Source organism: Escherichia sp. MAL-1 (assembly GCF_052948035.1).
The window spans coordinates 1,771,059-1,796,368 of record NZ_CM129609.1; the positions used below are offsets into that span (position 1 = coordinate 1,771,059).

25 protein-coding genes, 3 pseudogenes and 1 riboswitch are annotated in these 25,310 nt (G+C 49.5%); of the genes and pseudogenes, 18 read left to right on the forward strand and 10 right to left on the reverse strand.

What is annotated here, in order from left to right:
• Positions 1-11: 11 nt before the first annotated feature.
• The gene (gene metG / locus ACU8XX_RS08515; RefSeq protein WP_001300883.1) at positions 12-2,045 is read right to left on the reverse strand and encodes a methionine--tRNA ligase; all 2,034 of its coding nucleotides are present in this window, start codon (positions 2,043-2,045) and stop codon (positions 12-14) included.
• A 131-nt stretch (positions 2,046-2,176) separates the two neighbouring features.
• On the opposite strand from metG, the gene apbC reads away from it, so the two are divergent.
• The 4 genes from apbC to ACU8XX_RS08535 all read left to right on the forward strand — a co-directional run bounded on the left by apbC (position 2,177) and on the right by ACU8XX_RS08535 (position 5,413).
• On the forward strand, positions 2,177-3,286 hold the full coding sequence (gene apbC / locus ACU8XX_RS08520) for an iron-sulfur cluster carrier protein ApbC (protein ID WP_001005448.1): 1,110 nt from the start codon (positions 2,177-2,179) through the stop codon (positions 3,284-3,286).
• Positions 3,287-3,548: 262 nt separating this feature from the next.
• Positions 3,549-3,830: a YehE family protein gene (locus ACU8XX_RS08525; protein ID WP_001324851.1), complete on the forward strand. Its 282-nt coding sequence runs from the start codon at positions 3,549-3,551 to the stop codon at positions 3,828-3,830.
• A gap of 292 nt (positions 3,831-4,122) precedes the next feature.
• Positions 4,123-4,665 (forward strand): fimbrial protein, encoded by a 543-nt coding sequence (locus ACU8XX_RS08530; RefSeq protein ID WP_112034016.1) that lies wholly within the window; start codon positions 4,123-4,125, stop codon positions 4,663-4,665.
• A 79-nt stretch (positions 4,666-4,744) separates the two neighbouring features.
• Entirely contained in the window at positions 4,745-5,413 is a 669-nt protein-coding gene (locus ACU8XX_RS08535; RefSeq protein ID WP_112034015.1) for a fimbria/pilus periplasmic chaperone, read from the forward strand.
• Here the strand turns inward: ACU8XX_RS08535 and ACU8XX_RS08540 are convergent.
• Positions 5,407-6,104 (reverse strand): IS1-like element IS1A family transposase gene (locus ACU8XX_RS08540; protein ID WP_103215986.1). Its coding sequence is split into 2 segments (ribosomal slippage): positions 5,407-5,855 and positions 5,855-6,104, totalling 699 coding nucleotides; the frame shifts between segments, so codons are not numbered across the junction. The two genes, ACU8XX_RS08535 and ACU8XX_RS08540, sit on opposite strands and share 7 nt — an antisense overlap.
• A gap of 57 nt (positions 6,105-6,161) precedes the next feature.
• Between ACU8XX_RS08540 and ACU8XX_RS08545 the strand changes: the two are divergent.
• Positions 6,162-6,707: pseudogene (locus ACU8XX_RS08545) on the forward strand (fimbrial protein); the annotation flags it as partial.
• Between the two features lie 81 nt (positions 6,708-6,788).
• Here the strand turns inward: ACU8XX_RS08545 and rcnB are convergent.
• Both rcnB and rcnA read right to left on the reverse strand, forming a co-directional pair.
• Positions 6,789-7,127 (reverse strand): Ni(II)/Co(II) efflux transporter accessory subunit RcnB, encoded by a 339-nt coding sequence (gene rcnB, locus ACU8XX_RS08550; protein WP_000153067.1) that lies wholly within the window; start codon positions 7,125-7,127, stop codon positions 6,789-6,791.
• A 218-nt stretch (positions 7,128-7,345) separates the two neighbouring features.
• On the reverse strand, positions 7,346-8,134 hold the full coding sequence (gene rcnA, locus ACU8XX_RS08555; RefSeq protein WP_000134634.1) for a nickel/cobalt efflux protein RcnA: 789 nt from the start codon (positions 8,132-8,134) through the stop codon (positions 7,346-7,348).
• A gap of 120 nt (positions 8,135-8,254) precedes the next feature.
• Here rcnA and rcnR point away from each other — a divergent pair, with 120 nt between their 5' ends.
• From rcnR to ACU8XX_RS08580, 5 genes are all read left to right on the forward strand, one after another.
• On the forward strand, positions 8,255-8,527 hold the full coding sequence (rcnR, locus tag ACU8XX_RS08560) for a Ni(II)/Co(II)-binding transcriptional repressor RcnR (RefSeq protein WP_000019944.1): 273 nt from the start codon (positions 8,255-8,257) through the stop codon (positions 8,525-8,527).
• Positions 8,528-8,618: 91 nt separating this feature from the next.
• A riboswitch (TPP riboswitch) is annotated at positions 8,619-8,715 on the forward strand.
• Positions 8,716-8,749: 34 nt separating this feature from the next.
• The gene (thiM, locus tag ACU8XX_RS08565) at positions 8,750-9,538 is read left to right on the forward strand and encodes a hydroxyethylthiazole kinase (protein ID WP_112034030.1); all 789 of its coding nucleotides are present in this window, start codon (positions 8,750-8,752) and stop codon (positions 9,536-9,538) included.
• Positions 9,535-10,335 (forward strand): bifunctional hydroxymethylpyrimidine kinase/phosphomethylpyrimidine kinase, encoded by an 801-nt coding sequence (gene thiD, locus ACU8XX_RS08570; protein ID WP_000822274.1) that lies wholly within the window; start codon positions 9,535-9,537, stop codon positions 10,333-10,335. Before thiM ends, thiD begins: the two co-directional genes overlap by 4 nt.
• Positions 10,336-10,399: 64 nt before the next feature.
• Complete coding sequence (locus ACU8XX_RS08575; protein WP_240765449.1) at positions 10,400-11,218, forward strand: glycoside hydrolase family 25 protein; 819 nt, start codon at positions 10,400-10,402, stop codon at positions 11,216-11,218.
• Between the two features lie 51 nt (positions 11,219-11,269).
• Positions 11,270-12,016 carry a GntR family transcriptional regulator gene (locus ACU8XX_RS08580; protein ID WP_000434038.1) on the forward strand — a complete coding sequence of 249 codons (747 nt, stop codon included), beginning with the start codon at positions 11,270-11,272 and terminating at the stop codon, positions 12,014-12,016.
• Here ACU8XX_RS08580 and ACU8XX_RS08585 read toward each other — a convergent pair.
• The 3 genes from ACU8XX_RS08585 to ACU8XX_RS08595 are packed head-to-tail and all read right to left on the reverse strand — an operon-like array spanning position 11,990 to position 15,230.
• Positions 11,990-12,955 (reverse strand): carbohydrate kinase family protein, encoded by a 966-nt coding sequence (locus ACU8XX_RS08585; RefSeq protein WP_001278248.1) that lies wholly within the window; start codon positions 12,953-12,955, stop codon positions 11,990-11,992. The two genes, ACU8XX_RS08580 and ACU8XX_RS08585, sit on opposite strands and share 27 nt — an antisense overlap.
• Positions 12,952-13,956: an ADP-ribosylglycohydrolase family protein gene (locus tag ACU8XX_RS08590; protein WP_000846217.1), complete on the reverse strand. Its 1,005-nt coding sequence runs from the start codon at positions 13,954-13,956 to the stop codon at positions 12,952-12,954. The genes ACU8XX_RS08585 and ACU8XX_RS08590 overlap by 4 nt, the downstream gene beginning before the upstream one ends.
• A complete protein-coding gene (locus tag ACU8XX_RS08595; protein WP_000858484.1) occupies positions 13,953-15,230 on the reverse strand; it encodes a nucleoside permease in 1,278 nt (425 codons plus the stop codon). The genes ACU8XX_RS08590 and ACU8XX_RS08595 overlap by 4 nt, the downstream gene beginning before the upstream one ends.
• A gap of 256 nt (positions 15,231-15,486) precedes the next feature.
• On the opposite strand from ACU8XX_RS08595, the gene fbaB reads away from it, so the two are divergent.
• The 7 genes and pseudogenes from fbaB to ACU8XX_RS08630 all read left to right on the forward strand — a co-directional run bounded on the left by fbaB (position 15,487) and on the right by ACU8XX_RS08630 (position 21,397).
• Positions 15,487-16,539 carry a class I fructose-bisphosphate aldolase gene (fbaB, locus tag ACU8XX_RS08600; RefSeq protein WP_000129551.1) on the forward strand — a complete coding sequence of 351 codons (1,053 nt, stop codon included), beginning with the start codon at positions 15,487-15,489 and terminating at the stop codon, positions 16,537-16,539.
• 307 nt (positions 16,540-16,846) lie between these two features.
• Positions 16,847-17,701, forward strand: coding sequence for a tagatose-bisphosphate aldolase subunit GatY (gene gatY, locus ACU8XX_RS08605; protein WP_001307281.1), 855 nt, complete (start codon positions 16,847-16,849; stop codon positions 17,699-17,701).
• Between the two features lie 28 nt (positions 17,702-17,729).
• On the forward strand, positions 17,730-18,992 hold the full coding sequence (gene gatZ, locus ACU8XX_RS08610; protein WP_446908495.1) for a tagatose-bisphosphate aldolase subunit GatZ: 1,263 nt from the start codon (positions 17,730-17,732) through the stop codon (positions 18,990-18,992).
• Between the two features lie 9 nt (positions 18,993-19,001).
• Positions 19,002-19,244: pseudogene (gene gatA, locus ACU8XX_RS08615) on the forward strand (PTS galactitol transporter subunit IIA); the annotation flags it as partial.
• A gap of 56 nt (positions 19,245-19,300) precedes the next feature.
• Positions 19,301-19,998, forward strand: a protein-coding gene (locus tag ACU8XX_RS08620; RefSeq protein ID WP_103215986.1) for an IS1-like element IS1A family transposase whose coding sequence is annotated in 2 segments (ribosomal slippage) — positions 19,301-19,550 and positions 19,550-19,998 — 699 coding nt in all. Because the reading frame shifts where the segments join, the coding sequence is not laid out codon by codon here.
• Between the two features lie 10 nt (positions 19,999-20,008).
• A pseudogene (locus ACU8XX_RS08625) lies at positions 20,009-20,518 on the forward strand (zinc-binding dehydrogenase); the annotation flags it as partial.
• A 105-nt stretch (positions 20,519-20,623) separates the two neighbouring features.
• Entirely contained in the window at positions 20,624-21,397 is a 774-nt protein-coding gene (locus tag ACU8XX_RS08630) for a DeoR/GlpR family DNA-binding transcription regulator (protein ID WP_001295426.1), read from the forward strand.
• Between the two features lie 81 nt (positions 21,398-21,478).
• On the opposite strand, the gene yegS is transcribed toward ACU8XX_RS08630, so the two are convergent.
• Positions 21,479-22,378, reverse strand: a complete 900-nt coding sequence (gene yegS, locus ACU8XX_RS08635; protein ID WP_000807356.1) for a lipid kinase YegS — start codon at positions 22,376-22,378, stop codon at positions 21,479-21,481.
• Between the two features lie 405 nt (positions 22,379-22,783).
• Here yegS and yegR point away from each other — a divergent pair, with 405 nt between their 5' ends.
• The gene (yegR, locus tag ACU8XX_RS08640; protein ID WP_001318299.1) at positions 22,784-23,101 is read left to right on the forward strand and encodes a protein YegR; all 318 of its coding nucleotides are present in this window, start codon (positions 22,784-22,786) and stop codon (positions 23,099-23,101) included.
• A gap of 330 nt (positions 23,102-23,431) precedes the next feature.
• Here the strand turns inward: yegR and trhP are convergent, their stop codons facing one another.
• Positions 23,432-24,793: a prephenate-dependent tRNA uridine(34) hydroxylase TrhP gene (gene trhP, locus ACU8XX_RS08645; protein WP_000476014.1), complete on the reverse strand. Its 1,362-nt coding sequence runs from the start codon at positions 24,791-24,793 to the stop codon at positions 23,432-23,434.
• Positions 24,794-24,939: 146 nt separating this feature from the next.
• Complete coding sequence (locus ACU8XX_RS08650; protein WP_000929408.1) at positions 24,940-25,272, reverse strand: YegP family protein; 333 nt, start codon at positions 25,270-25,272, stop codon at positions 24,940-24,942.
• Positions 25,273-25,310 lie beyond the last annotated feature (38 nt).

Genomic DNA, 25,310 nt, shown 5'->3' on the forward strand with positions numbered 1-25,310 from the left:
TTGAAGGGGGATTATTTCACCTGATGACCCGGTTTAGCACCAGCATCCGGGCTTAGCAGGAAGATATCTTTCCCGCCTGGACCGGCAGCCATCACCATGCCTTCGGAGATTCCAAAGCGCATTTTACGTGGTGCCAGGTTAGCCACCATAATGGTGTGACGACCAATCAGTGCCTGCGGATCCGGGTAGGCAGAACGAATACCGGAGAAGACATTGCGTTTTTCACCGCCGAGATCCAGTGTCAGGCGCAGCAGTTTGTCAGAACCTTCAACAAACTCTGCGTTTTCGATCAGCGCTACGCGCAGGTCAACTTTGGCGAAGTCGTCAAAGGTGATGGTTTCCTGAATCGGATCATCTGCCAGTGGGCCAGTAACTGGCGCGGCAGCTGCTTTCACTTCTTCTTTAGAGGCTTCCACCAGAGCTTCAACCTGTTTCATATCGATGCGGTTATACAGCGCCTTGAACGGATTCACTTTGTGGCCCAGCAGCGGTTGCTGGATACCATCCCAGGTCAGTTCCGTATTGAGGAAGGCTTCTGCACGCTCGGTCAGTTTCGGCAGTACCGGCTTCAGGTAAGTCATCAGCACGCGGAACAGGTTGATGCCCATTGAGCAAATCGCCTGCAGGTCAGCATCGCGACCTTCCTGTTTTGCGACTACCCACGGAGCCTGTTCATCGACATAGCGGTTAGCCAGATCAGCCAGCGCCATGATTTCGCGCACAGCTTTACCAAATTCACGGCTTTCCCACGCTTCACCAATCACTTCAGCGGCATCAGTGAAGGTTTTGTACAACTGCGGGTCAGCCAGTTCGTTTGCCAGCACGCCGTCAAAACGTTTGTTGATAAAGCCCGCGTTACGGGAGGCCAGGTTAACCACTTTGTTAACGATATCGGCATTCACGCGCTGAACGAAATCCTCCAGGTTGAGATCGATATCATCAATGCGCGAAGAGAGTTTCGCAGTGTAGTAGTAACGCAGGCTGTCAGCGTCAAAATGATTCAGCCAGGTGCTGGCTTTAATAAAGGTGCCGCGAGACTTGGACATCTTCGCGCCGTTCACCGTCACATAGCCATGAACAAACAGGTTGGTCGGCTTGCGGAAGTTGCTGCCTTCCAGCATGGCAGGCCAGAACAGGCTGTGGAAGTAAACGATATCTTTACCGATGAAGTGGTACAGCTCGGCGGTGGAGTCTTTCTTCCAGTATTCATCGAAGCTTACGCTGTCGCCGCGCTTGTCGCACAGATTCTTGAAAGAACCCATGTAGCCAATCGGTGCGTCCAGCCAGACGTAGAAATATTTGCCCGGCGCGTTCGGAATTTCAAAACCAAAGTATGGCGCGTCGCGGGAGATATCCCACTGTTGCAGGCCGGATTCAAACCACTCCTGCATTTTATTTGCCACCTGCTCCTGCAACGCACCGCTGCGGGTCCATGCCTGCAACATTTCGCTGAAAGAGGGCAGATCAAAGAAGAAGTGTTCAGAATCACGCATTACCGGCGTAGCGCCAGAAACCACCGATTTCGGCTCGATCAATTCAGTCGGGCTGTAGGTCGCGCCGCAGACTTCGCAGTTATCGCCGTATTGATCCGGGGATTTACATTTCGGGCAGGTGCCTTTCACAAAACGGTCCGGCAGGAACATGCCTTTTTCCGGATCGTACAGCTGAGAGATGGTGCGGTTTTTAATAAAACCGTTCTCTTTCAGGCGAGAGTAGATAAGTTCTGACAACTGGCGGTTCTCTTCGCTGTGCGTCGAGTGATAGTTGTCATAGCTGATGTTAAAGCCTGCGAAATCAGTCTGATGCTCCTGACTCATTTCGCCAATCATCTGCTCCGGGGTGATACCAAGCTGCTGAGCTTTCAGCATGATCGGTGTACCGTGGGCATCGTCGGCGCAGATGAAGTTGACCTCGTGGCCGCGCATTCGCTGGTAACGGACCCAGACATCAGCCTGGATGTGCTCCAGCATATGGCCGAGGTGGATTGAGCCGTTAGCGTACGGCAGTGCGCACGTCACCAGAATTTTCTTCGCGACTTGAGTCATAGTAGGCATTACTTCTTAATAGTGAAAAGGGGTTAGATAGTACCAAATGGGAAAATGTTAAGTAAGTACTTCTCTATATTCTTCAGGTAAACTATCAGCTGATGGTTTATCTATACAAAAAAGGAGTCGGGATGAACGAACAATCCCAGGCCAAATCACCAGAAGCCTTGCGCGCAATGGTCGCCGGGACACTGGCCAATTTTCAGCACCCAACCCTGAAGCATAACCTCACCACGCTGAAAGCGTTGCACCATGTCGCCTGGATGGACGACACGTTGCATGTGGAACTGGTTATGCCGTTTGTCTGGCATAGCGCGTTCGAAGAGTTAAAAGAGCAATGTAGCGCCGAACTGCTGCGCATCACCGGGGCGAAAGCTATCGACTGGAAACTGTCGCATAACATAGCCACTCTGAAACGCGTGAAGAATCAGCCGGGAATTAACGGTGTGAAGAACATTATCGCGGTGAGTTCCGGTAAAGGCGGCGTGGGTAAATCGTCCACGGCGGTAAACCTGGCACTGGCGCTGGCGGCAGAAGGGGCGAAAGTCGGCATTCTGGACGCCGATATCTACGGCCCATCAATCCCAACAATGTTGGGCGCAGAAAATCAGCGTCCAACTTCGCCGGACGGTACCCATATGGCACCGATTATGTCTCATGGCCTGGCAACCAATTCAATTGGTTATCTGGTCACTGACGACAATGCGATGGTGTGGCGTGGACCGATGGCGAGCAAGGCGTTAATGCAGATGTTGCAGGAAACCTTGTGGCCGGATCTCGACTATCTGGTGCTTGATATGCCGCCAGGCACCGGTGACATTCAATTGACGCTGGCGCAAAACATTCCAGTAACCGGTGCAGTCGTGGTCACCACCCCGCAGGACATCGCGCTGATCGATGCGAAAAAAGGCATTGTGATGTTCGAGAAAGTCGAGGTTCCGGTGCTCGGTATTGTCGAGAACATGAGTGTGCATATTTGCAGTAACTGTGGTCACCATGAACCGATTTTCGGTACCGGTGGTGCAGAGAAACTGGCTGAAAAATACCATACACAGCTGCTGGGGCAGATGCCGTTACACATCTCCTTACGTGAGGATCTCGATAAAGGTACGCCAACGGTTATCAGCCGTCCGGAGAGCGAATTTACCGCTATCTACCGCCAGCTGGCTGACCGCGTTGCAGCTCAGCTCTACTGGCAGGGTGAAGTCATTCCAGGCGAGATTTCCTTCCGCGCGGTCTAACGCCTATTAACCATTCTGGTTATTCTTCATACACCGCAGAGATGTTACATTGATGCGGTGTATTAGTTTTTGCCGCATTAATGAACACTTATTTAATACTGCGAATATTCTGCGGACCTTCGTCCGAAACTCTACAAAGTCGATTGATCATACAGGCAATGCTTCATTATCATCCTTCGTGGCTGTGTAGTGGATGTACAGCTATAGTTTGTTATGCACTCATTCTATCCAGGCATAACCTTTACTACAGGGATAACGTTCAATGAATAAGTATTGGCTGTCAGGAATTATTTTTCTTGCCTATGGATTGGCTTCTCCCGCATTCTCTTCAGAGACTGCCACATTAGCGATTAATGGCAGGATCAGTCCCCCAACATGCAGTATGGCTATGGTTAATGGTCAACCTCAACAGCATTGTGGTCAGTTAACGTATAATGTTGACACCCGTCATCTGTTTTCTTCGCCCGTCAAAGGTGTAACGACAGAAGTGGTTGTTGCAGGTAGCGATAGCAAACGTCGAATCGTGTTAAATCGCTACGATTAATTTGGCAACCTGATTTTAATTGCATTTAGAAAGCCGAAATCATTTATATAAATGATTTCGGCTTTTTTATTGATATCAACAATACCATTTACATAAATCTACATTAATTGATAGATGCGATAAATAGTTAATACTCTTAAATATTTGTTGTATTTATATTGCAATGGTTAATTTGTTTTAAATCAATAAAACAATGTGTTTACATTGCGGCAACTTTTTTGATGTGAGAAATTTGTTTCCAAGAGATACAGACTCTTAACAACCAAAAATAAATTTTATTAAGGAACATATTATGAAACGTTCAATTATTGCTGCCGCTGTCTTTTCTTCTTTTTTTATGAGCGCTGGAGTATTTGCTGCAGACGTTTATACCGGAACATTAACTATTAAGGGGAATATTGCAGAATCTCCGTGTAAATTCGAAGCGGGTGGTGATTCAGTAAGTATTAATATGCCGACTGTACCAACCAGTGTCTTTGAAGGTAAAGCTAAATATTCTACCTATGATGATGCAGTCGGTGTAACCAGCAGCATGTTAAAAATTAGCTGCCCGAAAGAAGTTGCTGGTGTAAAACTCTCGTTGATTACCAACGATAAAATAACCGGTAACGATAAGGCGATAGCCAGTAGCAACAATACCGTGGGTTACTATCTCTATTTAGGTGATAACAGCGATGTCCTGGATGTTTCTGCACCTTTTAACATTGAGAGTTATAAAACAGCGGAAGGTCAATATGCTATTCCGTTTAAAGCAAAATACCTGAAACTGACAGATAACTCAGTGCAATCAGGTGATGTGTTATCTTCTCTGGTTATGCGTGTGGCGCAGGATTAATAAATAAAATTGTAAGTTTCTCCAGGTAATAAACATGGCCGCTATCCCATGGCGGCCTTTTAATTTAAGAGGCATTAAAATGAAAGGATTATTATCTTTACTCATTTTTTCTATGGTCCTTCCTGCACATGCCGGAATTGTTATCTACGGGACGCGCATTATTTACCCGGCAGAAAATAAAGAAGTGATGGTGCAGTTGATGAACCAGGGAAACCGTTCTTCGCTGCTGCAGGCGTGGATTGATGATGGCGATACGTCATTACCACCAGAAAAAATTCAGGTTCCTTTCATGTTAACGCCACCAGTGGCAAAAATAGGGGCAAATTCCGGGCAGCAAGTAAAAATCAAAATTATGCCGAATAAACTGCCCACTAATAAAGAAAGCATTTTTTATCTGAATGTTCTGGATATTCCACCAAATAGTCCAGAGCAAGAAGGTAAGAATGCACTGAAGTTTGCGATGCAAAACAGAATTAAGTTGTTTTACCGGCCAGCGGGTATTGCTCCGGTAAATAAAGCGACATTTAAAAAATTGCTGGTAAATCGCAGTGGCAATGGTTTGGTGATAAAAAATGACTCAGCTAATTGGGTGACGATTTCGGATGTCAAAGCTAATAATGTCAAAGTCAATTATGAAACTATTATGATTGCCCCCTTAGAAAGTCAGAGTGTTAATGTCAAAAGTAATAATGCAAATAACTGGCATCTGACCATTATCGATGACCAGGTAATGACTCCAACTTATTGATAGTGTTTTATGTTCAGATAATGCCCGATGACTTTGTCATGCAGCTCCACCGATTTTGAGAACGACAGCGACTTCCGTCCCAGCCGTGCCAGGTGCTGCCTCAGATTCAGGTTATGCCGCTCAATTCGCTGCGTATATCGCTTGCTGATTACGTGCAGCTTTCCCTTCAGGCGGGATTCATACAGCGGCCAGCCATCCGTCATCCATATCACCACGTCAAAGGGTGACAGCAGGCTCATAAGACGCCCCAGCGTCGCCATAGTGCGTTCACCGAATACGTGCGCAACAACCGTCTTCCGGAGCCTGTCATACGCGTAAAACAGCCAGCGCTGGCGCGATTTAGCCCCGACATAGCCCCACTGTTCGTCCATTTCCGCGCAGACGATGACGTCACTGCCCGGCTGTATGCGCGAGGTTACCGACTGCGGCCTGAGTTTTTTAAGTGACGTAAAATCGTGTTGAGGCCAACGCCCATAATGCGGGCTGTTGCCCGGCATCCAACGCCATTCATGGCCATATCAATGATTTTCTGGTGCGTACCGGGTTGAGAAGCGGTGTAAGTGAACTGCAGTTGCCATGTTTTACGGCAGTGAGAGCAGAGATAGCGCTGATGTCCGGCGGTGCTTTTGCCGTTACGCACCACCCCGTCAGTAGCTGAACAGGAGGGACAGCTGATAGAAACAGAAGCCACTGGAGCACCTCAAAAACACCATCATACACTAAATCAGTAAGTTGGCAGCATCACCGGGATGCATGTGTAAATAGCTACAGAAATGCATTGGCACAAAATGCAGGTGTCTATTCCTTTAATCTGACATTGTCATACAACCCGATAACCACAACCTGCAAACCGGACGATTTATTAATTACTTTAGACAGTATTCCCGTTTCACAATTACCAGCCACAGGTAACAAAGCAACAATAAATAGTAAACAAGGGGATATTATTCTGCGTTGTAAAAATTTATTAGGTCAACAAAATCAAACATCACGGAAAATGCAGGTGTATTTATCAAGTTCTGACTTGTTAACCAACAGCAACACAATACTGAAAGGTGCGGAAGATAATGGCGTAGGATTTATTCTTGAAAGTAATGGTTCGCCAGTCACACTTTTAAATATCACTAACAGCAGTAAAGGATATACAAATTTAAAGGAAGTTGCGGCGAAGTCAAAACTTACAGATACAACGGTTTCAATTCCGATAACAGCCAGTTACTACGTCTACGATACAAACAAAGTTAAATCTGGCGCACTGGAGGCAACCGCATTAATCAACGTGAAATACGACTAATAACAAGCAAGACGAGCAAGTGGCTAATAATAAAAAATAACAAGGTGTCTGCATTTCCCCCTCATGATGAGGGGGCTTTTTTTAGCGATGATAAAAAATCTCACCGTCGTAGGCTTTAATGATTTTACCGTCGGTGTCGCTGATCAACACGTACGCGCCACCCATATAGGTCCAGTGCGTCCCGGCATCAGGCGCGGGCAGGTTACGCAACTGCCACTGCTTAATGTTGTACTCATCGGTACGGTACATTTCTGGTACGGTGTCCCCTGGTTTGAAATGCTTAAAGTCAGCAATGAAACTACTTAACTCATACTTAGAAATTCCCGAGGTATTGGTCGAACCCGCGGTGGCTGGTGCGGCCCAGGCGGCACTGGTAACCAGCAAAAGCGCACCCAGCAACATCTTATTTTTAATGGTCATAAACTCTCCACTTTGGGGATCTGTAATATCAGTCGCATATCTTTCCTGCCATACAATATAACTGACAAGCGATATTTTGTTAGTGATCCCATGATTTCGTAAAAAGTGTAAATGAAAGGATGCCCTAAAAGCATCCTTAGCGAGCAGAGAGTCAGCGGAAATAGCTGATTTAAGAATCATCCTGGGCTGAAGATAACATGCAAGCCTAAAGGATTGAGTTATCGCATTATGCCCATGAAGCCATGTACGCCCATATACACACCGACTAAGCCAATCAACAGACTGGAAAAATAGGGGGCGCGTTTAGCGAGAGTGTTAAATCCGCTCCAGCGTTTTGCGACCTGCTGAACGCTGATTGCTGCGCCAACGCCTACGGTGACAAGCGTTAACGCCAGGCCAATGCTGAAACTGACGACCAGTGTTGCGCCCAGTGTCAGGGCTTTCAACTGAATGCATATCAACAGCACGGTAATTGCTGCCGGGCAGGGGATAAGGCCACCGGTTAAGCCAAATAACAAAATTTGCCAGTTGGTGACCTCTCTACCATCAAAGCGTCGTTTAATGTCATTGGCATGGGCTCGTGCATGGGCATCCTGATACTCGCCATGTTCGTGATCGTGATGATGATGCTCATAATCATGCCCGTGCATATTCTCCAGCCAGTTGCGTTCGCCGCGCCAGGTACGCCAGAACATCCAGAACGCGGTGCTAATAATGATCACTGCGGAAATCAGCTGGAGCCACGGTTCTGCTGATTGAGCAGTAAAGCGCTTGCTGATCACCATCCCGCCAAAGGCAATTAACCAGACCACTGCGGTATGCGAAATAGTTGCTGCCAGTCCGAGCATCACCGCTTGTTTAATGGTGCCTTTGATGGCGATGATAAACGCCGCCATCATCGTTTTTGAGTGCCCTGGTTCCAGGCCATGAAGCGCACCAAGTAAGATGGCGCTGGGGATGAAGAACCAGGCGTTTCCTTGCTGAAGAAGAGTTGTAAATTCGGTCATGATAATAATTCTTAGTATTAATTCGGCAATCTGATTCTACTCCCCCCCAGTACCTGATACTACCCCCCAGTAGATTAATAGTGCTATGATTTTTCATATTCTTGTTAACCAGGTGTTGCCATGTCTCATACAATCCGTGATAAACAGAAACTGAAAGCGCGTGCCAGTAAGATTCAGGGCCAGGTCGTGGCGCTCAAGAAAATGCTCGACGAGCCGCACGAATGCGCTGCAGTTTTACAACAGATTGCTGCTATCCGTGGCGCGGTAAACGGTCTGATGCGGGAAGTGATTAAAGGTCATCTGACGGAACACATCGTTCACCAGGGGGATGAGCTAAAACGTGAAGAAGATCTGGATGTCGTTCTGAAGGTGCTGGATTCATATATCAAATAATTTATTAACGCGATTGTAAAACTGCCGTTTTTCCTCGTTTACAACGCGTGCGCTGGACATTACCATCCTCCTCTGCGATTTATCATCGCAACCAAACGACTCGGGGTGCCCTTCTGCGTGAAGGCTGAGAAATACCCGTATCACCTGATCTGGATAATGCCAGCGTAGGGAAGTCACGGACCACCAGGTCATTGCTTCTTCACGTTATGGCAGGAGCAAACTATGCAAGTCGACCTGCTGGGTTCAGCGCAATCTGCGCACGCGTTACACCTTTTTCACCAACATTCCCCTCTTGTGCACTGCATGACCAATGATGTGGTGCAAACCTTTACCGCCAATACCTTGCTGGCGCTCGGTGCATTGCCAGCGATGGTTATCGAAACCGAAGAGGCCAGTCAGTTTGCGGCTATCGCCAGTGCCTTGTTGATTAACGTTGGCACACTGACGCAGCCACGCGCTCAGGCGATGCGTGCTGCCGTTGAGCAAGCAAAAAGCTCTCAAACACCCTGGACGCTTGATCCAGTAGCGGTGGGTGCGCTCGATTATCGCCGCCATTTTTGTCATGAACTTTTATCTTTTAAACCGGCAGCGATACGTGGTAATGCTTCGGAAATCATGGCATTAGCTGGCATTGCTAATGGCGGACGGGGAGTGGATACCACTGACGCCGCAGCTAACGCGATACCCGCTGCACAAACACTGGCACGGGAAACTGGCGCAATCGTCGTGGTCACTGGCGAGATGGATTATGTTACCGATGGACATCGTATCATTGGTATTCACGGTGGTGATCCGTTAATGACCAAAGTGGTAGGAACTGGCTGTGCATTATCGGCGGTTGTCGCTGCCTGCTGTGCGTTACCAGGCGATACGCTGGAAAATGTCGCATCTGCCTGTCACTGGATGAAACAAGCCGGAGAACGCGCAGTCGCCAGAAGCGAGGGGCCAGGCAGTTTTGTTCCACATTTCCTTGATGCGCTCTGGCAATTGACGCAGGAGGTGCAGGCATGAAACGAATTAACGCTCTGACGATTGCCGGTACTGATCCGAGTGGTGGTGCGGGGATTCAGGCCGATCTTAAAACCTTCTCGGCACTTGGCGCTTATGGTTGCTCAGTTATTACTGCACTGGTGGCGCAAAATACCCGTGGCGTACAGTCGGTGTATCGCATTGAGCCTGATTTTGTCGCCGCCCAGCTCGATTCGGTGTTCAGCGATGTGCGAATCGATACCACTAAAATCGGTATGCTGGCGGAAACCGATATTGTTGAAGCGGTGGCAGAACGGTTGCAACGTTATCAGATCCAAAACGTGGTACTCGACACCGTTATGCTGGCAAAAAGCGGCGACCCGCTGCTTTCACCTTCGGCGGTTGCTACGCTGCGCAGTCGATTATTGCCACAGGTTTCATTAATAACGCCAAACTTGCCCGAAGCTGCCGCCTTGCTCGACGCGCCACACGCGCGCACCGAACAGGAAATGCTGGAACAAGGGCGATCGCTGTTGGCGATGGGCTGTGGCGCAGTGCTAATGAAAGGTGGTCATCTGGATGATGAGCAAAGCCCGGACTGGCTGTTTACCCGCGAGGGTGAACAACGGTTTACCGCACCGCGCATTATGACCAAAAACACCCACGGCACTGGTTGTACACTCTCTGCGGCGTTGGCTGCACTACGCCCGCGCCATACAAACTGGGCTGACACCGTACAGGAGGCAAAAAGCTGGCTTTCATCGGCGTTAGCCCAGGCCGACACGCTGGAAGTTGGTCACGGTATTGGTCCGGTTCACCACTTCCACGCCTGGTGGTGAGCACCGTACTATAGCTGCTTTGGTTATTGTCAGCCTTTGGCACTGACATTCAGGGATGAAACCAATGCAGCTAAGAATTACCAGTCGAAAAAAACTCACCTCTCTATTATGCGCTCTTGGGCTAATTTCCATCGTTGCAATTTATCCGCGTCAGACGGTGAATTTTTTCTATTCGACAGCAGTTCAGATTACAGACTACATCCACTTCTACGGTTATCGCCCGGTTAAATCTTTCGCTATTCGCATTCCTGCCAGTTACACCATTCACGGAATAGATGTTTCGCGCTGGCAGGAGCGGATCGACTGGCAGCGGGTGGCAAAAATGCGCGACAACGGTATCCGCTTACAGTTTGCTTTTATTAAGGCGACGGAAGGAGAAAAGCTGGTGGACCCCTATTTTTCGCGTAACTGGCAACTAAGCCGCGAAAATGGCCTGCTGCGCGGGGCATATCATTATTTCTCCCCGTCGGTAGCAGCACCGGTTCAGGTGCGATTATTTCTGCAAACGGTAGATTTCTCACAAGGCGATTTCCCTGCGGTACTGGACGTAGAAGAGCGAGGAAAATTATCGGCAAAAGAATTACGCAAGAGGGTAAGTCAGTGGCTAAAAATGGTCGAAAAAAGTACGGGGAAAAAGCAGATTATTTACTCAGGAGCCGTTTTTTATCACACGAATCTGGCGGGCTATTTCAATGAATATCCGTGGTGGGTGGCTCACTACTATCAACGTCGTCCGGACAATGACGGCATGGCCTGGCGCTTCTGGCAGCATTCCGACCGTGGACAGGTAGATGGCATCAATGGTCCGGTGGATTTTAATGTGTTTAATGGCACGGTGGAGGAGTTGCAGGGATTCGTTGATGGGATTAAAGAAACGCCTTAAATAAGAAGCAGTGATATACTCCCACCAGACTCCCTGGCAGGAAAAAGACAAATGGAACAAGCGCATACCCAGCTGATTGCCCAACTGAACGAACGTATTTTAGCGGCGGATAACACGCCGCTTTATATTAAGTTTGCCGAAACGGTAAAAAATGCCGTGCGCAGCGGGGTGCTGGAGCATGGCAATATTTTGCCCGGTGAGCGTGATTTAAGTCAGTTAACCGGCGTTTCGCGCATTACGGTGCGCAAGGCGATGCAGGCGCTGGAAGAAGAGGGTGTGGTGACGCGTTCGCGCGGTTACGGCACGCAGATCAACAACATCTTCGAATACTCGTTGAAAGAAGCGCGAGGTTTTTCTCAGCAGGTGGTATTGCGCGGGAAAAAGCCCGATACGCTATGGGTTAACAAGCGTGTCGTGAAATGTCCCGAAGAAGTCGCGCAGCAGCTGGCGGTCGAAGCAGGAAGTGATGTCTTTTTGCTTAAGCGTATTCGCTATGTCGATGAAGAAGCGGTATCGATTGAGGAATCGTGGGTTCCGGCGCATTTAATTCATGATGTTGATGCCATCGGGATTTCACTTTATGACTATTTCCGCAGCCAGCACATTTACCCACAACGTACGCGTTCCCGCGTTAGCGCCCGGATGCCGGATGCCGAGTTTCAGTCACATATTCAGTTAGATAGCAAAATACCGGTGCTGGTGATCAAGCAAGTGGCGCTTGACCAACAGCAACGGCCTATTGAGTACAGCATTAGCCACTGTCGCAGCGATCTATACGTTTTTGTGTGCGAGGAGTAGTTCCTCGCGCGTTGGCGCACAATCACCGCCGCGATGCCCGACAACCCACGACGCCACTGCATTGCCCAGTAATACGGCATCCGCCAGTGGCAGACCAGAGGCCAGCCCGGCAAGTACGCCACCTGCATGACTGTCGCCCGCCCCAATAGTGTCTACAACTTGCGTGGGAAATGCCGGAATGCAGCCAGAAGCGTCGTTGCTGAAATACCATGCGCCCTCTTTATCGAGACGAATGATCAACGGCGCGGCAAATTTCTCCTGCCATTGCTTGCCAAGTGTTGTTATCTCTGCGGATAAAGCAAAACGTTCGGCGGCAATCTCAGCCTCTTGACGATTGAGTGACACTAAAGGTCGACAGGCCATGATCCGCGCCAGTAATGCGTCCGGGATATCGCCAATACGTGGGCCAAAATCGATAAACGGCGTCACGTCTTGCAGCTTTTCCAGCCATTCCACTAACAATTCGCCGCAGGGCGAGGCCAGTTGATAACCGGAAAAATAGAGCAGGCTGCCAGGCGCAACGGTTAATCGCGCCAGCCACTGGCGATTCCACTGATTTTCCACACCGCTGAATGACATAAAAGTGCGTTCGCCATCCGGCTCAACCAGCGCCAGACACCAGCCGTTATCACCTTCGGCGTTATCGATCAGGCTGATTAAGCCCTCTTTTGCCATCCGGTTGCGAATAATCTCCGCCCACACGCCCTGACCGAGCGGCAAGGCGTTACCCGCTTCGATGCCGAGGCGCTTTAACGCCACGGCAATATTCAGTGCGCAGCCGCCAACGTTAACGCTCTGCTGCTTCAGTTCGATATCGCACCCACGCCAGGGGAGGGCATAAGCGTCGGCGATCACATCAATGACCGCCGCGCCGACGACCATCACCGGCTGACGCGAGGTTAATTCAGGCAGCAGCGTGTGTAATCGAGCGTCGCTCATACCGCCTCCCGTTGTTGACGATATTTCGCCAGCGCTGTGGCATAGCGGTTGAAATCAAGCTGATTTACCGCATCCAGTTCCGCCTTTAATGCAGGATCGATAGCGTTAACGCCATGCAACGCGCCGCAAATCGCCGTCGCCATAGCGCCGATGGTGTCTGTGTCGCCGCCAAGGTTAGCGCACAGGACGGCGCAGCGATTCGGGTCGGTTTGTGCCAGTTCAACCAGCGCAATGGCGCACGGAACGGACTCAATAGTGCTGGTACCTGCGCCAACGACCTGGTAAAGCTGTTCGCTGGCGGATTCGGTGCCGTCGGCATTGCGCACAATTTTCAGCGCAATCTCCAGCCGCGCCGCCAGTGAGGCGCTGAACGTAGTGATGCGTTTTTGCTGTGCATGTCGCGCAATTGAAGGCAGGGAATCAACAATCGCTGACCAGCTTTCTCCGTCAATGGCACGAGAAATCGCCCATGCGATGACTACCGCGCCTGCAACCGCCAGATCGGATTTATGGGTCGGGCTGGACGCCAGCGCTACATCATCAATAAAGGAATCAACATCACGCGCCGGAAGCAAACAACCTAATGGCGAGACGCGCATCGCTGCGCCGTTGGTCACGCCGTTGTTTTCCAGTTCAGCAACGGGTTTACCGTCGCGAATGGCGTTAAGCGCAATCTTCGAGGTCGGACCTAGTACGTTTTTGTTAAAGGCGTCGAAACGCAGCGCCCAGTCGAGAATATTACGCCCAATCAGATCCGGATCGATCTTGCCTTCACGTTCCAGTAACGCATCCGCCAGACACAGCGCCATCGAGGTATCGTCGGTGAATTCGGCGCGGTTAAAATAACAGGCCGCGTTATTCTCCTTTGGTCCAGGAAGAAAACGGTCAATCCAGCCAAAGTGTGCTTTAACGCGGCTGCGTGGCCAAAGCTCGGAGGGCATCCCCATCGCATCCCCTAACGCCTGCCCATAAAGAGCACCGAGAATACGTTCTGTTTTCATTTAACTTCCCCTTGTGTCAACGCAATATCGCGATCATCGACCTTGATAGCCGTAATTTCGTTGTCGGATTCGCGGAAAAAAATCATGAACAGCACGGCGATAATGGCAATCATCACCGCGCCGAAAGTCCACATCCCGGACCAGTTGAAAGTCAGTCCGTTTACCGGTTCCTGATAAGCGAACATCTTTTCCATCATCACACCGCCAAGACGATAGCCGAGCAAACTGCCGAAGCCCTGGCAGCAGAGCGTGATCAGCCCCTGCGCAGCGGTACGCATATGCACGGGGGCTTTTTTATCGACATAGATGTAAGCGGTAACGTAGTAAAAATCGTAACTTACGCCGTGAAGCAAAATACCGAGGAACAGTAACGCGTAGGTGAAATATTCATCCGCACTACCGTAAATAAAGAAGCCATAGCGGATCGCAGCGGTGACCAGACCAAGCAATAATACCTTTTTGATACCAAAGCGTTTAGTGAAAAACGGCAATGCCAGCATAAAGAAGATTTCAGAGAACTGGCCGAGCGTCATCCAGCCGGTGGCGTTTTTCATGCCAACTTCGGTCAGATAACCGTTGGCAAAGATGTAATAGAACGCTAGTGGCATCGCAAACAGGAATGAACAGAAGAAAAAGACGAGGAAGTTTTTATCGCGCAGCAGGATCAGCGCATCCAGGCCGAGCATGACTTTAATATCCATTTTGCCGGTGCTTTTTGGTGGCGTGTCGGGCAGGAAAAACGCAAACACACCGAGCAGAGCAGAACTTCCGGCGGTAATCAGCAGCGGGATGTTAGTCGGTGAGATATCGGCATACCCCAGTATTTGCGGCAAGAAACCACATGCCAGACCGGAGGCAATCCAGCCGATAGTGCCCATCACACGAATGCGCGGGAAATCACGCTCAACATCCGGCACGTTGGCAAAAGCGATGCTGTTAGTCAGCGCAATGGTCGGCATATAGGTTAGCGAGTAGGCCAGCAGTAACGGGAAGAACCCGGCAAAAGTGGTCTGTTGCGCAGCGAAATACATCAGCAGCGCGCCTGCGAACATCAATACCGCCAGCACTTTCTGCGCCGAGAAAAAGCGGTCAGTGATGGAGCCAACCAGAATTGGCGACAGGATCGCCGCAATGGCGGTACAGGCATACGACCAGCCAATTTCTCCGGCACTAAAACCGCTTTTACTTAACCACAACCACAATGGCACAAACCACGCGCCCCAGATAAACCATTCAACAAACATCATGAACGACAGCTTTGCTGTTGTTTTCATCTTTTAATTCCTTCATGACAGGTAATGTAAGGTACGCGATGACAATACCACTTAATAATACCTTTTAAATACCTTTGCGGTGAAAACTTGACCGCGCTAACATTTTTTCTGATGAATCGAGCCAACAGAAAACGCTGAAAAAACATCCAAAAGATGGAAAAACTCGCCCGTAACGACCAGGATTATGATTGCCCGCAAAAGGCGGGCCAGGAAAATCCATAGCCGATATCCAATCGGAATTTACGGGAGCATAGTAATGACAGATATTGCGCAGTTGCTTGGCAAAGACGCCGACAACCTTTTACAGCACCGTTGTATGACTATTCCTTCTGACCAGCTTTATCTCCCCGGACATGACTACGTAGACCGCGTGATGATTGACAATAATCGCCCGCCTGCGGTGTTACGTAATATGCAGACGTTGTACAACACCGGGCGTCTGGCTGGCACAGGATATCTTTCTATTCTGCCGGTTGACCAGGGCGTTGAGCACTCTGCCGGAGCTTCATTTGCTGCTAACCCGCTCTACTTTGACCCGAAAAACATTGTTGAACTGGCGATCGAAGCGGGCTGTAACTGTGTGGCGTCAACTTACGGCGTGCTGGCGTCGGTATCGCGGCGTTATGCGCATCGCATTCCATTCCTCGTCAAACTTAATCACAACGAGACGCTAAGTTACCCGAATACCTACGATCAAACACTGTATGCCAGCGTGGAGCAGGCGTTCAACATGGGCGCGGTTGCGGTTGGTGCGACTATCTATTTTGGCTCGGAAGAGTCACGTCGCCAGATTGAAGAAATTTCTGCGGCTTTTGAACGTGCGCACGAGCTGGGCATGGTGACAGTGCTGTGGGCCTATTTGCGTAACTCCGCCTTTAAGAAAGATGGCGTTGATTACCATGTTTCCGCCGACCTGACTGGTCAGGCGAACCATCTGGCGGCGACCATTGGCGCGGACATCGTCAAACAGAAAATGGCGGAAAATAACGGCGGTTATAAAGCGATTAATTACGGTTATACCGACGATCGCGTGTACAGCAAGTTAACCAGCGAAAACCCGATTGATCTGGTGCGTTATCAGTTAGCTAACTGCTATATGGGCCGGGCTGGGTTGATAAACTCCGGCGGTGCTGCGGGCGGTGAAACTGACCTCAGTGATGCAGTGCGTACTGCGGTTATCAACAAACGCGCTGGCGGAATGGGGCTGATTCTTGGACGTAAAGCGTTCAAGAAATCGATGGCTGACGGCGTGAAACTGATTAACGCCGTGCAGGACGTTTATCTCGATAGCAAAATTACTATCGCCTGATACGCCTTATACGAACAACACCACCCCGTAGGACGGATAAGGCGTTTACGCTGCATCCGGCAACCTATGCCTGATGCGACGCTGAAGCGTCTTATCATGCCTACATAGCACTGCCACGTATGTTTACACCGCATCCGGCATAAAAACACGCGCACTTTGCTACGGCTTCCCTATCGGGAGGCCGTTTTTTTGCCTTTCACTCCTCGAACAATTTTCATATTGTCGTTTTTGTGATCGTTATCTCGATATTTAAAAACAAATAATTTCATTATATTTTGAAATCGAAAACAAACGACAGGATATGAAAATGTACGTGGTATCGACAAAGCAGATGCTGAACAACGCACAGCGCGGCGGTTATGCGGTTCCGGCATTCAATATTCACAATCTCGAAACGATGCAAGTGGTGGTAGAAACCGCTGCCAACCTGCATGCGCCGGTCATCATCGCCGGAACGCCTGGCACATTTACTCATGCTGGTACAGAAAATCTGTTGGCGCTGGTCAGCGCGATGGCGAAGCAATATCACCATCCACTGGCAATTCATCTCGACCATCACACGAAATTTGACGATATCGCTCAGAAGGTTCGTTCTGGCGTGCGCTCAGTCATGATTGACGCCTCGCATTTGCCTTTTGCGCAAAATATTTCACGGGTCAAAGAGGTGGTGGATTTTTGCCATCGCTTTGATGTCAGCGTCGAGGCGGAGCTGGGGCAACTTGGCGGCCAGGAAGATGATGTGCAAGTCAATGAAGCCGATGCGTTGTACACCAACCCCGCTCAGGCGCGTGAATTTGCCGAGGCAACCGGAATTGATTCCCTGGCGGTCGCCATCGGCACGGCTCATGGGATGTATGCCAGCGCACCGGCGCTTGATTTTTCTAGACTGGAGAACATTCGCCAGTGGGTGAACTTACCGCTGGTGCTGCATGGCGCGTCAGGGTTATCGACTAAGGATATTCAGCAAACCATCAAACTGGGGATATGCAAAATCAACGTTGCAACGGAGCTGAAAAATGCCTTCTCGCAGGCGTTAAAAAATTACCTGACCGAGCACCCTGAAGCGACCGATCCCCGGGATTATTTGCAGTCGGCTAAATCCGCAATGCGCGATGTGGTGAGCAAAGTGATTGCCGATTGTGGCTGCGAGGGCAGGGCATAACGCACCTGCCATTTAACAAGGAAAAAACATGAAAACGTTAATTGCCCGGCATAAAGCTGGTGAACATATCGGCATATGTTCAGTCTGTTCTGCCCATCCGTTGGTTATCGAAGCGGCGCTGGCATTTGATCGCAACAGCACGCGCAAAGTGCTGATTGAAGCAACGTCAAACCAGGTCAATCAATTTGGCGGTTATACCGGAATGACACCGGCAGACTTTCGCGAATTTGTTTTTACGATTGCCGATAAAGTTGGGTTTGCACGCGAACGCATTATTCTCGGCGGCGATCATCTGGGGCCAAACTGCTGGCAGCAAGAAAATGCGGATGCGGCGATGGAAAAATCCGTCGAGCTGGTAAAGGAATATGTTCGTGCCGGCTTCAGTAAAATTCATCTTGATGCGTCAATGTCCTGCGCGGGGGATCCCATACCGTTAGCACCAGAAACGGTTGCGGAACGAGCTGCTGTGCTTTGCTTTGCTGCGGAAAGTGTGGCGACAGATTGCCAGCGTGAGCAACTGAGCTATGTCATTGGCACCGAAGTTCCGGTTCCGGGCGGTGAGGCCAGCGCCATTCAGTCAGTACACATCACCCATGTTGAAGATGCCGCCAATACTTTACGTACGCATCAAAAGGCCTTTATTGCCCGTGGGCTGACAGAGGCGTTAACACGTGTGATTGCCATCGTGGTGCAGCCGGGTGTGGAATTTGATCACAGCAATATTATCCATTATCAGCCGCAGGAAGCGCAGCCGCTGGCGCAATGGATAGAAAACACCCGAATGGTTTATGAAGCACATTCTACCGATTACCAGACCCGGACGGCTTATTGGGAATTAGTCCGCGATCACTTTGCAATATTGAAAGTCGGTCCCGCATTAACCTTTGCTTTACGCGAGGCGATATTTGCACTGGCACAAATTGAGCAGGAACTTATCGCCCCTGAAAATCGCAGCGGTTGCCTGGCGGTAATTGAAGAAGTGATGCTCGACGAACCGCAATACTGGAAAAAATATTATCTTACGGGTTTTAACGATTCATTACTGGATATTCGTTACAGCCTGTCGGATCGTATTCGTTATTACTGGCCGCATAGTCGGATTAAAAATAGCGTCGATACGATGATGGTGAATCTTGAAGGCGTGGACATCCCACTGGGCATGATTAGTCAGTATCTTCCCAAACAATTTGAACGCATTCAGTCCGGGGAATTATCAGCAATACCGCATCAGCTGATTATGGATAAAATTTATGATGTTTTGCGCGCCTATCGCTACGGCTGTGCGGAATAAGGACGGTATATGACTAACCTGTTTGTTCGTAGCGGAATTTCTTTTGTCGATCGTAGCGAAGTTTTAACCCATATCGGTAATGAGATGCTCGCCAAAGGTGTGGTTCATGATACCTGGCCACAGGCATTAATTGCCAGAGAAGCAGAATTCCCTATCGGGATAATGCTTGAGCAGCACGCTATTGCAATACCGCATTGTGAGGCGATTCATGCTAAGTCGTCAGCCATTTATCTGTTAAGGCCAACAAATAAAGGGTGATGCTGCCAACTTACTGATTTAGTGTATGATGGTGTTTTTGAGGTGCTCCAGTGGCTTCTGTTTCTATCAGCTGTCCCTCCTGTTCAGCTACTGACGGGGTGGTGCGTAACGGCAAAAGCACCGCCGGACATCAGCGCTATCTCTGCTCTCACTGCCGTAAAACATGGCAACTGCAGTTCACTTACACCGCTTCTCAACCCGGTACGCACCAGAAAATCATTGATATGGCCATGAATGGCGTTGGATGCCGGGCAACAGCCCGCATTATGGGCGTTGGCCTCAACACGATTTTACGTCACTTAAAAAACTCAGGCCGCAGTCGGTAACCTCGCGCATACAGCCGGGCAGTGACGTCATCGTCTGCGCGGAAATGGACGAACAGTGGGGCTATGTCGGGGCTAAATCGCGCCAGCGCTGGCTGTTTTACGCGTATGACAGGCTCCGGAAGACGGTTGTTGCGCACGTATTCGGTGAACGCACTATGGCGACGCTGGGGCGTCTTATGAGCCTGCTGTCACCCTTTGACGTGGTGATATGGATGACGGATGGCTGGCCGCTGTATGAATCCCGCCTGAAGGGAAAGCTGCACGTAATCAGCAAGCGATATACGCAGCGAATTGAGCGGCATAACCTGAATCTGAGGCAGCACCTGGCACGGCTGGGACGGAAGTCGCTGTCGTTCTCAAAATCGGTGGAGCTGCATGACAAAGTCATCGGGCATTATCTGAACATAAAACACTATCAATAAGTTGGAGTCATTACCCGCTGTCGCGCTGGGAGCAAAGAGTGTGACGGCGATCGACATTAGTTCAGAAAAACTGGCACTGGCAAAATCTTTCGGTGCGATGCAAACATTTAACAGTAGCGAAATGAGCGCGCCGCAAATGCAGAGCGTTTTACGCGAACTGCGCTTTAATCAGCTTATCCTCGAGACGGCTGGCGTACCGCAAACTGTCGAACTGGCGGTAGAGATTGCCGGTCCTCATGCCCAACTGGCGCTGGTGGGCACGTTGCATCAGGATCTGCATTTAACATCGGCAACGTTTGGCAAAATATTGCGTAAAGAGCTGACGGTTATCGGCAGTTGGATGAACTACTCCAGCCCTTGGCCGGGGCAGGAGTGGGAAACGGCGAGCCGGTTGCTGACAGAACGTAAGTTAAGCCTGGAGCCATTAATCGCTCACCGTGGAAGCTTTGAAAGCTTCGCCCAGGCGGTGCGTGACATCGCTCGTAATGCTATGCCGGGCAAAGTGTTGCTCATTCCCTGAAACCGCGGGCCAGCGTGATGCTGGCCCGGTATTGTGCAAAACAGATCATTCACCAATGGTCCCCCTTCGTTTACACTAGCCACAATTGAATATGGGTAAATGACGATGAATTCATTCGAGCGAAGGAATAAGATCATCCAATTAGTGAATGAACAGGGAACCGTGCTTGTTCAGGATCTGGCGGGAGTATTTGCTGCCTCGGAAGCGACAATCCGTGCCGATTTGCGCTTTCTCGAACAAAAAGGCGTGGTTACGCGCTTTCATGGCGGTGCGGCGAAAATAATGTCTGGTAATAGTGAAACCGAGACCCAGGAAGTCGGGTTTAAAGAGCGATTTCAGCTCGCCAGCGCGCCAAAAAACAGAATAGCGCAGGCGGCAGTCAAAATGATCCACGAAGGGATGACCGTTATTCTCGACAGCGGAAGTACGACAATGCTTATCGCCGAAGGATTAATGACCGCCAAAAATATCACGGTGATTACCAACAGTCTCCCGGCAGCGTTTGCCCTTTCCGAAAATAAAGACATTACTCTGGTCGTCTGTGGTGGCACGGTCCGCCATAAAACGCGCTCGATGCATGGTTCCATTGCCGAGCGTTCATTACAGGATATTAATGCCGATTTAATGTTTGTCGGTGCTGATGGTATTGATGCGGTTAATGGTATTACGACCTTTAATGAAGGTTATTCTATTAGCGGTGCGATGGTCACAGCCGCTAATAAAGTGATTGCCGTTCTCGATTCATCGAAATTTAACCGTCGCGGTTTTAATCAGGTACTACCAATCGAAAAAATTGACATTATTATTACCGATGATGCTGTGTCAGAGGTGGATAAACTGGCATTGCAGAAGACGCGGGTAAAATTAATTACGGTGTAGTATTGTTCTGTATGCCGGATAAGGTGTTTACACCGCATCCGGCATTACGGATTCTCCCTGGTTCAAGAGAGAATAGTTTGATTAACGCAACAGTGGACAATCTGGTGGTAATCGACAACGCAACGCTGCCGGAAGTATTTCAATATGAAAATTTTGCCCACTCAACGGTTCGCCATCAAGATTAAAGGTGATGTCGTGTGGTGCCTGAATATCAAACCACGACGAAGCGCCTTCGATAATATTCGGGTTATCTTCGTCAGATTTTAAGGTTGATACGAGAGCCGGAAGTATTTCATCGCCGGTAAAAATGCGCAGTTGCAGCAAGCCATCGTTAATTAACGCGTTCGGACACAATTGCTGACCGCCACCGGCCTGACGCCCGTTACCAATACCAATGACCAGGGCGTCACCTTGCCAGTGAAAGTTTTCACCGCGGATTTCACAACGGTCCGGTTGCAGAGTATCCATACGCATTAAGCCATGAATGATGTAAGAGACGCTACCCAGCGCGGCTTTTAATTTTTCCGGCGTTTCTGTGGTAATACGCGTCCCAAATCCGCCTGTCGCCATATTAATAAAACAGGTTTGTTTGTTGACCTGCGCCATATCTATCGCAATGGCGTCACCGGCAATTGCCAGTTTCAGCGCCTTATCCAGTGCCTCAGGAATCCCTACACTGGTGGCAAAATCATTGGCGGTTCCTAATGGCAAAATTCCCAGCGCGGGTATGTCATCCCCCTCACACTGAATCAACGCCGTAGAAACTTCATTAATGGTGCCATCGCCACCACCGGCAATCACCGTTGCGACGCCCAACTTCCGGGCCTCCTCTACATATCGTGCGGCATCGCCTTTCTCCCAGGTGACCCGCACATGGATCGTCATTCCTTCCTCACGCAACAGCATAATTGCTTCGCGCAAGGGTAGATTGTCAGTACTTTTGCCATTAAGAATCAGTAAGCTGGCGGGAAATTCTGCCATGATCGTATGTGCCTTTATGATTGGTCTGTAGATAGTGTAGAGCAGAAAACAAAAGGTGGAGTCAGAACAGGATGAAAGTCGGAGGATAAAAAGTCAGTTCAAGTATGGAGGATTCAGTGGTTACCACCAGGAGCTTGCAATGGGGACAGCGAATACTAACGGCTGCCACCGATAAATTTCAAAAAAGAGCATATACCTAATATTCAACTAAACAGTGGCATCTTCAATATAATATATTAAAGCCCCCATGGAGTTACCCTGAAGGGCCTCAATGTCCGTAATTCCTACTTATGTAGGAAATGTTGTACAGAACATTTATTATAATCCTATTCAATTATAATAATCATGCCATTATTATATTTAAACACTAGAGAGTGTCGTTGGTATTTAATGGGGGAAGGTGAGATGAAAAAGATAGCTGCTATATCATTAATTAGTATTTTTATTATGTCTGGTTGTGCTGTGCATAATGATGAGACAAGTATCGGTAAATTTGGTCTTGCATATAAAAGTAATATTCAGCGTAAACTCGATAACCAATACTACACCGAAGCCGAAGCTTCTTTAGCCAGGGGTAGAATATCTGGTGCAGAAAATATAGTAAAAAATGATGCAACTCATTTCTGTGTTACTCAGGGCAAAAAAATGCAAATAGTTGAGCTGAAGACAGAAGGTGTAGGATTACATGGTGTCGCTCGTCTGACATTCAAATGTGGAGAGTGAGAATATTTTTTGGTAAGCGTCAAATATGCGCGTTCTGGCTGTGCGTAGCCGGAACCTGTGGGAGCACGATGCCGATAAGTGAAAGGCATCGTGCTATGAAGGAGGATTCTATCGATGTGGTCAATGGAAGACGGTTACCAGAGATAGGGCTTATGCATAAAAAAATAAGCCCGTGTAAGGGAGATTACACAGGCTAAGGAGGTGGTTCCTGGTACAGCTAGCATTTTATGGGTTATGTTTTTCAGCGAAACGGATGATAACCTTAATAAATGCAGCTGTATGTGATCGGTTTCTAAGAATTTTCCATCCGGGAAAAATAATCGAAATTAATCACTTACCGTGTGGGTTACGCGTGGTTTCCCCGGAGAAATTACGCATCAGCAGAGCGTAATTGAGCTCAAGATCCTGCGGGACCGGGAGCCACACAGTATAACCATCGCCTGGTGCGACCGGCATCGCTTCACCTTTGGCGTTTTCCATGTGCTCAAGGGTAAAGTTAATGTTGCCTTGCGGCGTCATCAGCTCAAGGCTGTCGCCAACGGAGAATTTATTTTTCACCGCTACCGCCGCGAGGTCCCCCTTGCGCTCACCGGTAAACTCACCAACAAACTGCTGGCGGTCAGAAACTGAATAACCGTATTCGTAGTTCTGATAATCGTCGTGAGTATGACGACGCAGGAAACCTTCGGTATAGCCACGATGCGCCAGACCTTCCAGAGTTTCCAGCAGGCTGGTATCGAACGGTTTGCCCGCAGCGGCGTCATCGATAGCTTTACGGTAAACCTGTGCGGTGCGTGCGCAATAGTAGAAAGATTTAGTACGGCCTTCGATTTTCAGCGAATGCACGCCCATTTTGGTCAGGCGTTCTACATGGGCGATGGCGCGCAGATCTTTCGAGTTCATGATGTAAGTGCCGTGCTCATCTTCAAACGCGGTCATATACTCGCCCGGACGCTGGGCTTCTTCGATCATAAACACTTTGTCGGTTGGCGCGCCGATACCCAGCGTCGGCTCAACATTTTGCACCGGAATCGGCTCGTACTTGTGTACGATGTTGCCAACGTCATCTTCTTTCCCTTCCTGGACGTTGTACTCCCAGCGGCAGGCGTTGGTGCAGGTACCCTGGTTCGGATCGCGCTTGTTGATATAGCCAGAGAGCAGGCAGCGACCGGAGTAGGCCATGCACAGTGCGCCGTGAACGAAGATCTCGATCTCCATATCCGGCACCTGATTGCGGATCTCTTCAATCTCTTCCAGCGACAGCTCGCGAGAGAGGATCACGCGGGTCAGGCCCATTTGCTGCCAGAATTTCACCGTCGCCCAGTTTACGGCGTTAGCCTGCACCGAGAGGTGGATCGGCATTTCAGGGAAGTGCTCACGCACCAGCATAATCAGCCCTGGATCGGACATAATCAGCGCATCCGGCCCCATTTCCACCACCGGTTTCAGGTCACGGATAAAGGTTTTCAGCTTGGCGTTGTGCGGTGCAATGTTGACCACGACATAAAACTTTTTCCCCAGCGCGTGGGCTTCATTGATGCCGAGCTGAAGATTTTCGTGGTTGAATTCGTTGTTGCGCACACGCAGGGAGTAACGCGGCTGGCCCGCATAAACAGCATCTGCGCCATAAGCGAAAGCGTAACGCATATTTTTCAGCGTTCCCGCCGGGGAAAGGAGTTCCGGTTTAAACATAATTCTCTCGTTCTGATGACAGGTCAGATCCGCTTCACCTGATGAAGCGGTTAGGGGAGTGCCCCCACTTTAAGGGCGGGCATTGTAGCGCTGTGGGGGGATCTGGTAAAGCGCCGGACGCCAACAACCCACGCCCGGCATCGTAATTACGTATTGTCTTTCACCGTCTGGCTTGTGCCATTGGCTTTAACGGAGGCAATTCCGGTTTCACGAGATTGCGCGGTGGCGTACATCTGGCTGGAGCCGATAATTTGATGATTAGCGGCTTTCAGATTGAAATAGAATTTGCCGTTACTTGCCGTTTTTTTCTCATAGCGTTCTTCTTGCGGGCTGTTGCTACGCACCGACGCGATGCCCTTTTCCGCAGAGGCTTTTGAGGTATAAAGCTCGCTGGTGAGGATAGTCTCACCATTGCCCGCTTTTAGCACAAACCGGAACTGATTATCACTGCTCTTACTGAGTTCAAACCAACCAGCCATAATGACTCCTTGATTGAAATTGTGTATCGAAAACAGCA

What these genes read in the sequence shown, in the direction of transcription:
- metG (WP_001300883.1), bottom strand. Translation starts at nt 2,045, where the DNA reads ATGACTCAAGTCGCGAAGAAAATTCTGGTGACGTGCGCACTGCCGTAC.
- apbC (WP_001005448.1), top strand. Translation starts at nt 2,177, where the DNA reads ATGAACGAACAATCCCAGGCCAAATCACCAGAAGCCTTGCGCGCAATG.
- ACU8XX_RS08525 (WP_001324851.1), top strand. Translation starts at nt 3,549, where the DNA reads ATGAATAAGTATTGGCTGTCAGGAATTATTTTTCTTGCCTATGGATTG.
- ACU8XX_RS08530 (WP_112034016.1), top strand. Translation starts at nt 4,123, where the DNA reads ATGAAACGTTCAATTATTGCTGCCGCTGTCTTTTCTTCTTTTTTTATG.
- ACU8XX_RS08535 (WP_112034015.1), top strand. Translation starts at nt 4,745, where the DNA reads ATGAAAGGATTATTATCTTTACTCATTTTTTCTATGGTCCTTCCTGCA.
- rcnB (WP_000153067.1), bottom strand. Translation starts at nt 7,127, where the DNA reads ATGACCATTAAAAATAAGATGTTGCTGGGTGCGCTTTTGCTGGTTACC.
- rcnA (WP_000134634.1), bottom strand. Translation starts at nt 8,134, where the DNA reads ATGACCGAATTTACAACTCTTCTTCAGCAAGGAAACGCCTGGTTCTTC.
- rcnR (WP_000019944.1), top strand. Translation starts at nt 8,255, where the DNA reads ATGTCTCATACAATCCGTGATAAACAGAAACTGAAAGCGCGTGCCAGT.
- thiM (WP_112034030.1), top strand. Translation starts at nt 8,750, where the DNA reads ATGCAAGTCGACCTGCTGGGTTCAGCGCAATCTGCGCACGCGTTACAC.
- thiD (WP_000822274.1), top strand. Translation starts at nt 9,535, where the DNA reads ATGAAACGAATTAACGCTCTGACGATTGCCGGTACTGATCCGAGTGGT.
- ACU8XX_RS08575 (WP_240765449.1), top strand. Translation starts at nt 10,400, where the DNA reads ATGCAGCTAAGAATTACCAGTCGAAAAAAACTCACCTCTCTATTATGC.
- ACU8XX_RS08580 (WP_000434038.1), top strand. Translation starts at nt 11,270, where the DNA reads ATGGAACAAGCGCATACCCAGCTGATTGCCCAACTGAACGAACGTATT.
- ACU8XX_RS08585 (WP_001278248.1), bottom strand. Translation starts at nt 12,955, where the DNA reads ATGAGCGACGCTCGATTACACACGCTGCTGCCTGAATTAACCTCGCGT.
- ACU8XX_RS08590 (WP_000846217.1), bottom strand. Translation starts at nt 13,956, where the DNA reads ATGAAAACAGAACGTATTCTCGGTGCTCTTTATGGGCAGGCGTTAGGG.
- ACU8XX_RS08595 (WP_000858484.1), bottom strand. Translation starts at nt 15,230, where the DNA reads ATGAAAACAACAGCAAAGCTGTCGTTCATGATGTTTGTTGAATGGTTT.
- fbaB (WP_000129551.1), top strand. Translation starts at nt 15,487, where the DNA reads ATGACAGATATTGCGCAGTTGCTTGGCAAAGACGCCGACAACCTTTTA.
- gatY (WP_001307281.1), top strand. Translation starts at nt 16,847, where the DNA reads ATGTACGTGGTATCGACAAAGCAGATGCTGAACAACGCACAGCGCGGC.
- gatZ (WP_446908495.1), top strand. Translation starts at nt 17,730, where the DNA reads ATGAAAACGTTAATTGCCCGGCATAAAGCTGGTGAACATATCGGCATA.
- ACU8XX_RS08630 (WP_001295426.1), top strand. Translation starts at nt 20,624, where the DNA reads ATGAATTCATTCGAGCGAAGGAATAAGATCATCCAATTAGTGAATGAA.
- yegS (WP_000807356.1), bottom strand. Translation starts at nt 22,378, where the DNA reads ATGGCAGAATTTCCCGCCAGCTTACTGATTCTTAATGGCAAAAGTACT.
- yegR (WP_001318299.1), top strand. Translation starts at nt 22,784, where the DNA reads ATGAAAAAGATAGCTGCTATATCATTAATTAGTATTTTTATTATGTCT.
- trhP (WP_000476014.1), bottom strand. Translation starts at nt 24,793, where the DNA reads ATGTTTAAACCGGAACTCCTTTCCCCGGCGGGAACGCTGAAAAATATG.
- ACU8XX_RS08650 (WP_000929408.1), bottom strand. Translation starts at nt 25,272, where the DNA reads ATGGCTGGTTGGTTTGAACTCAGTAAGAGCAGTGATAATCAGTTCCGG.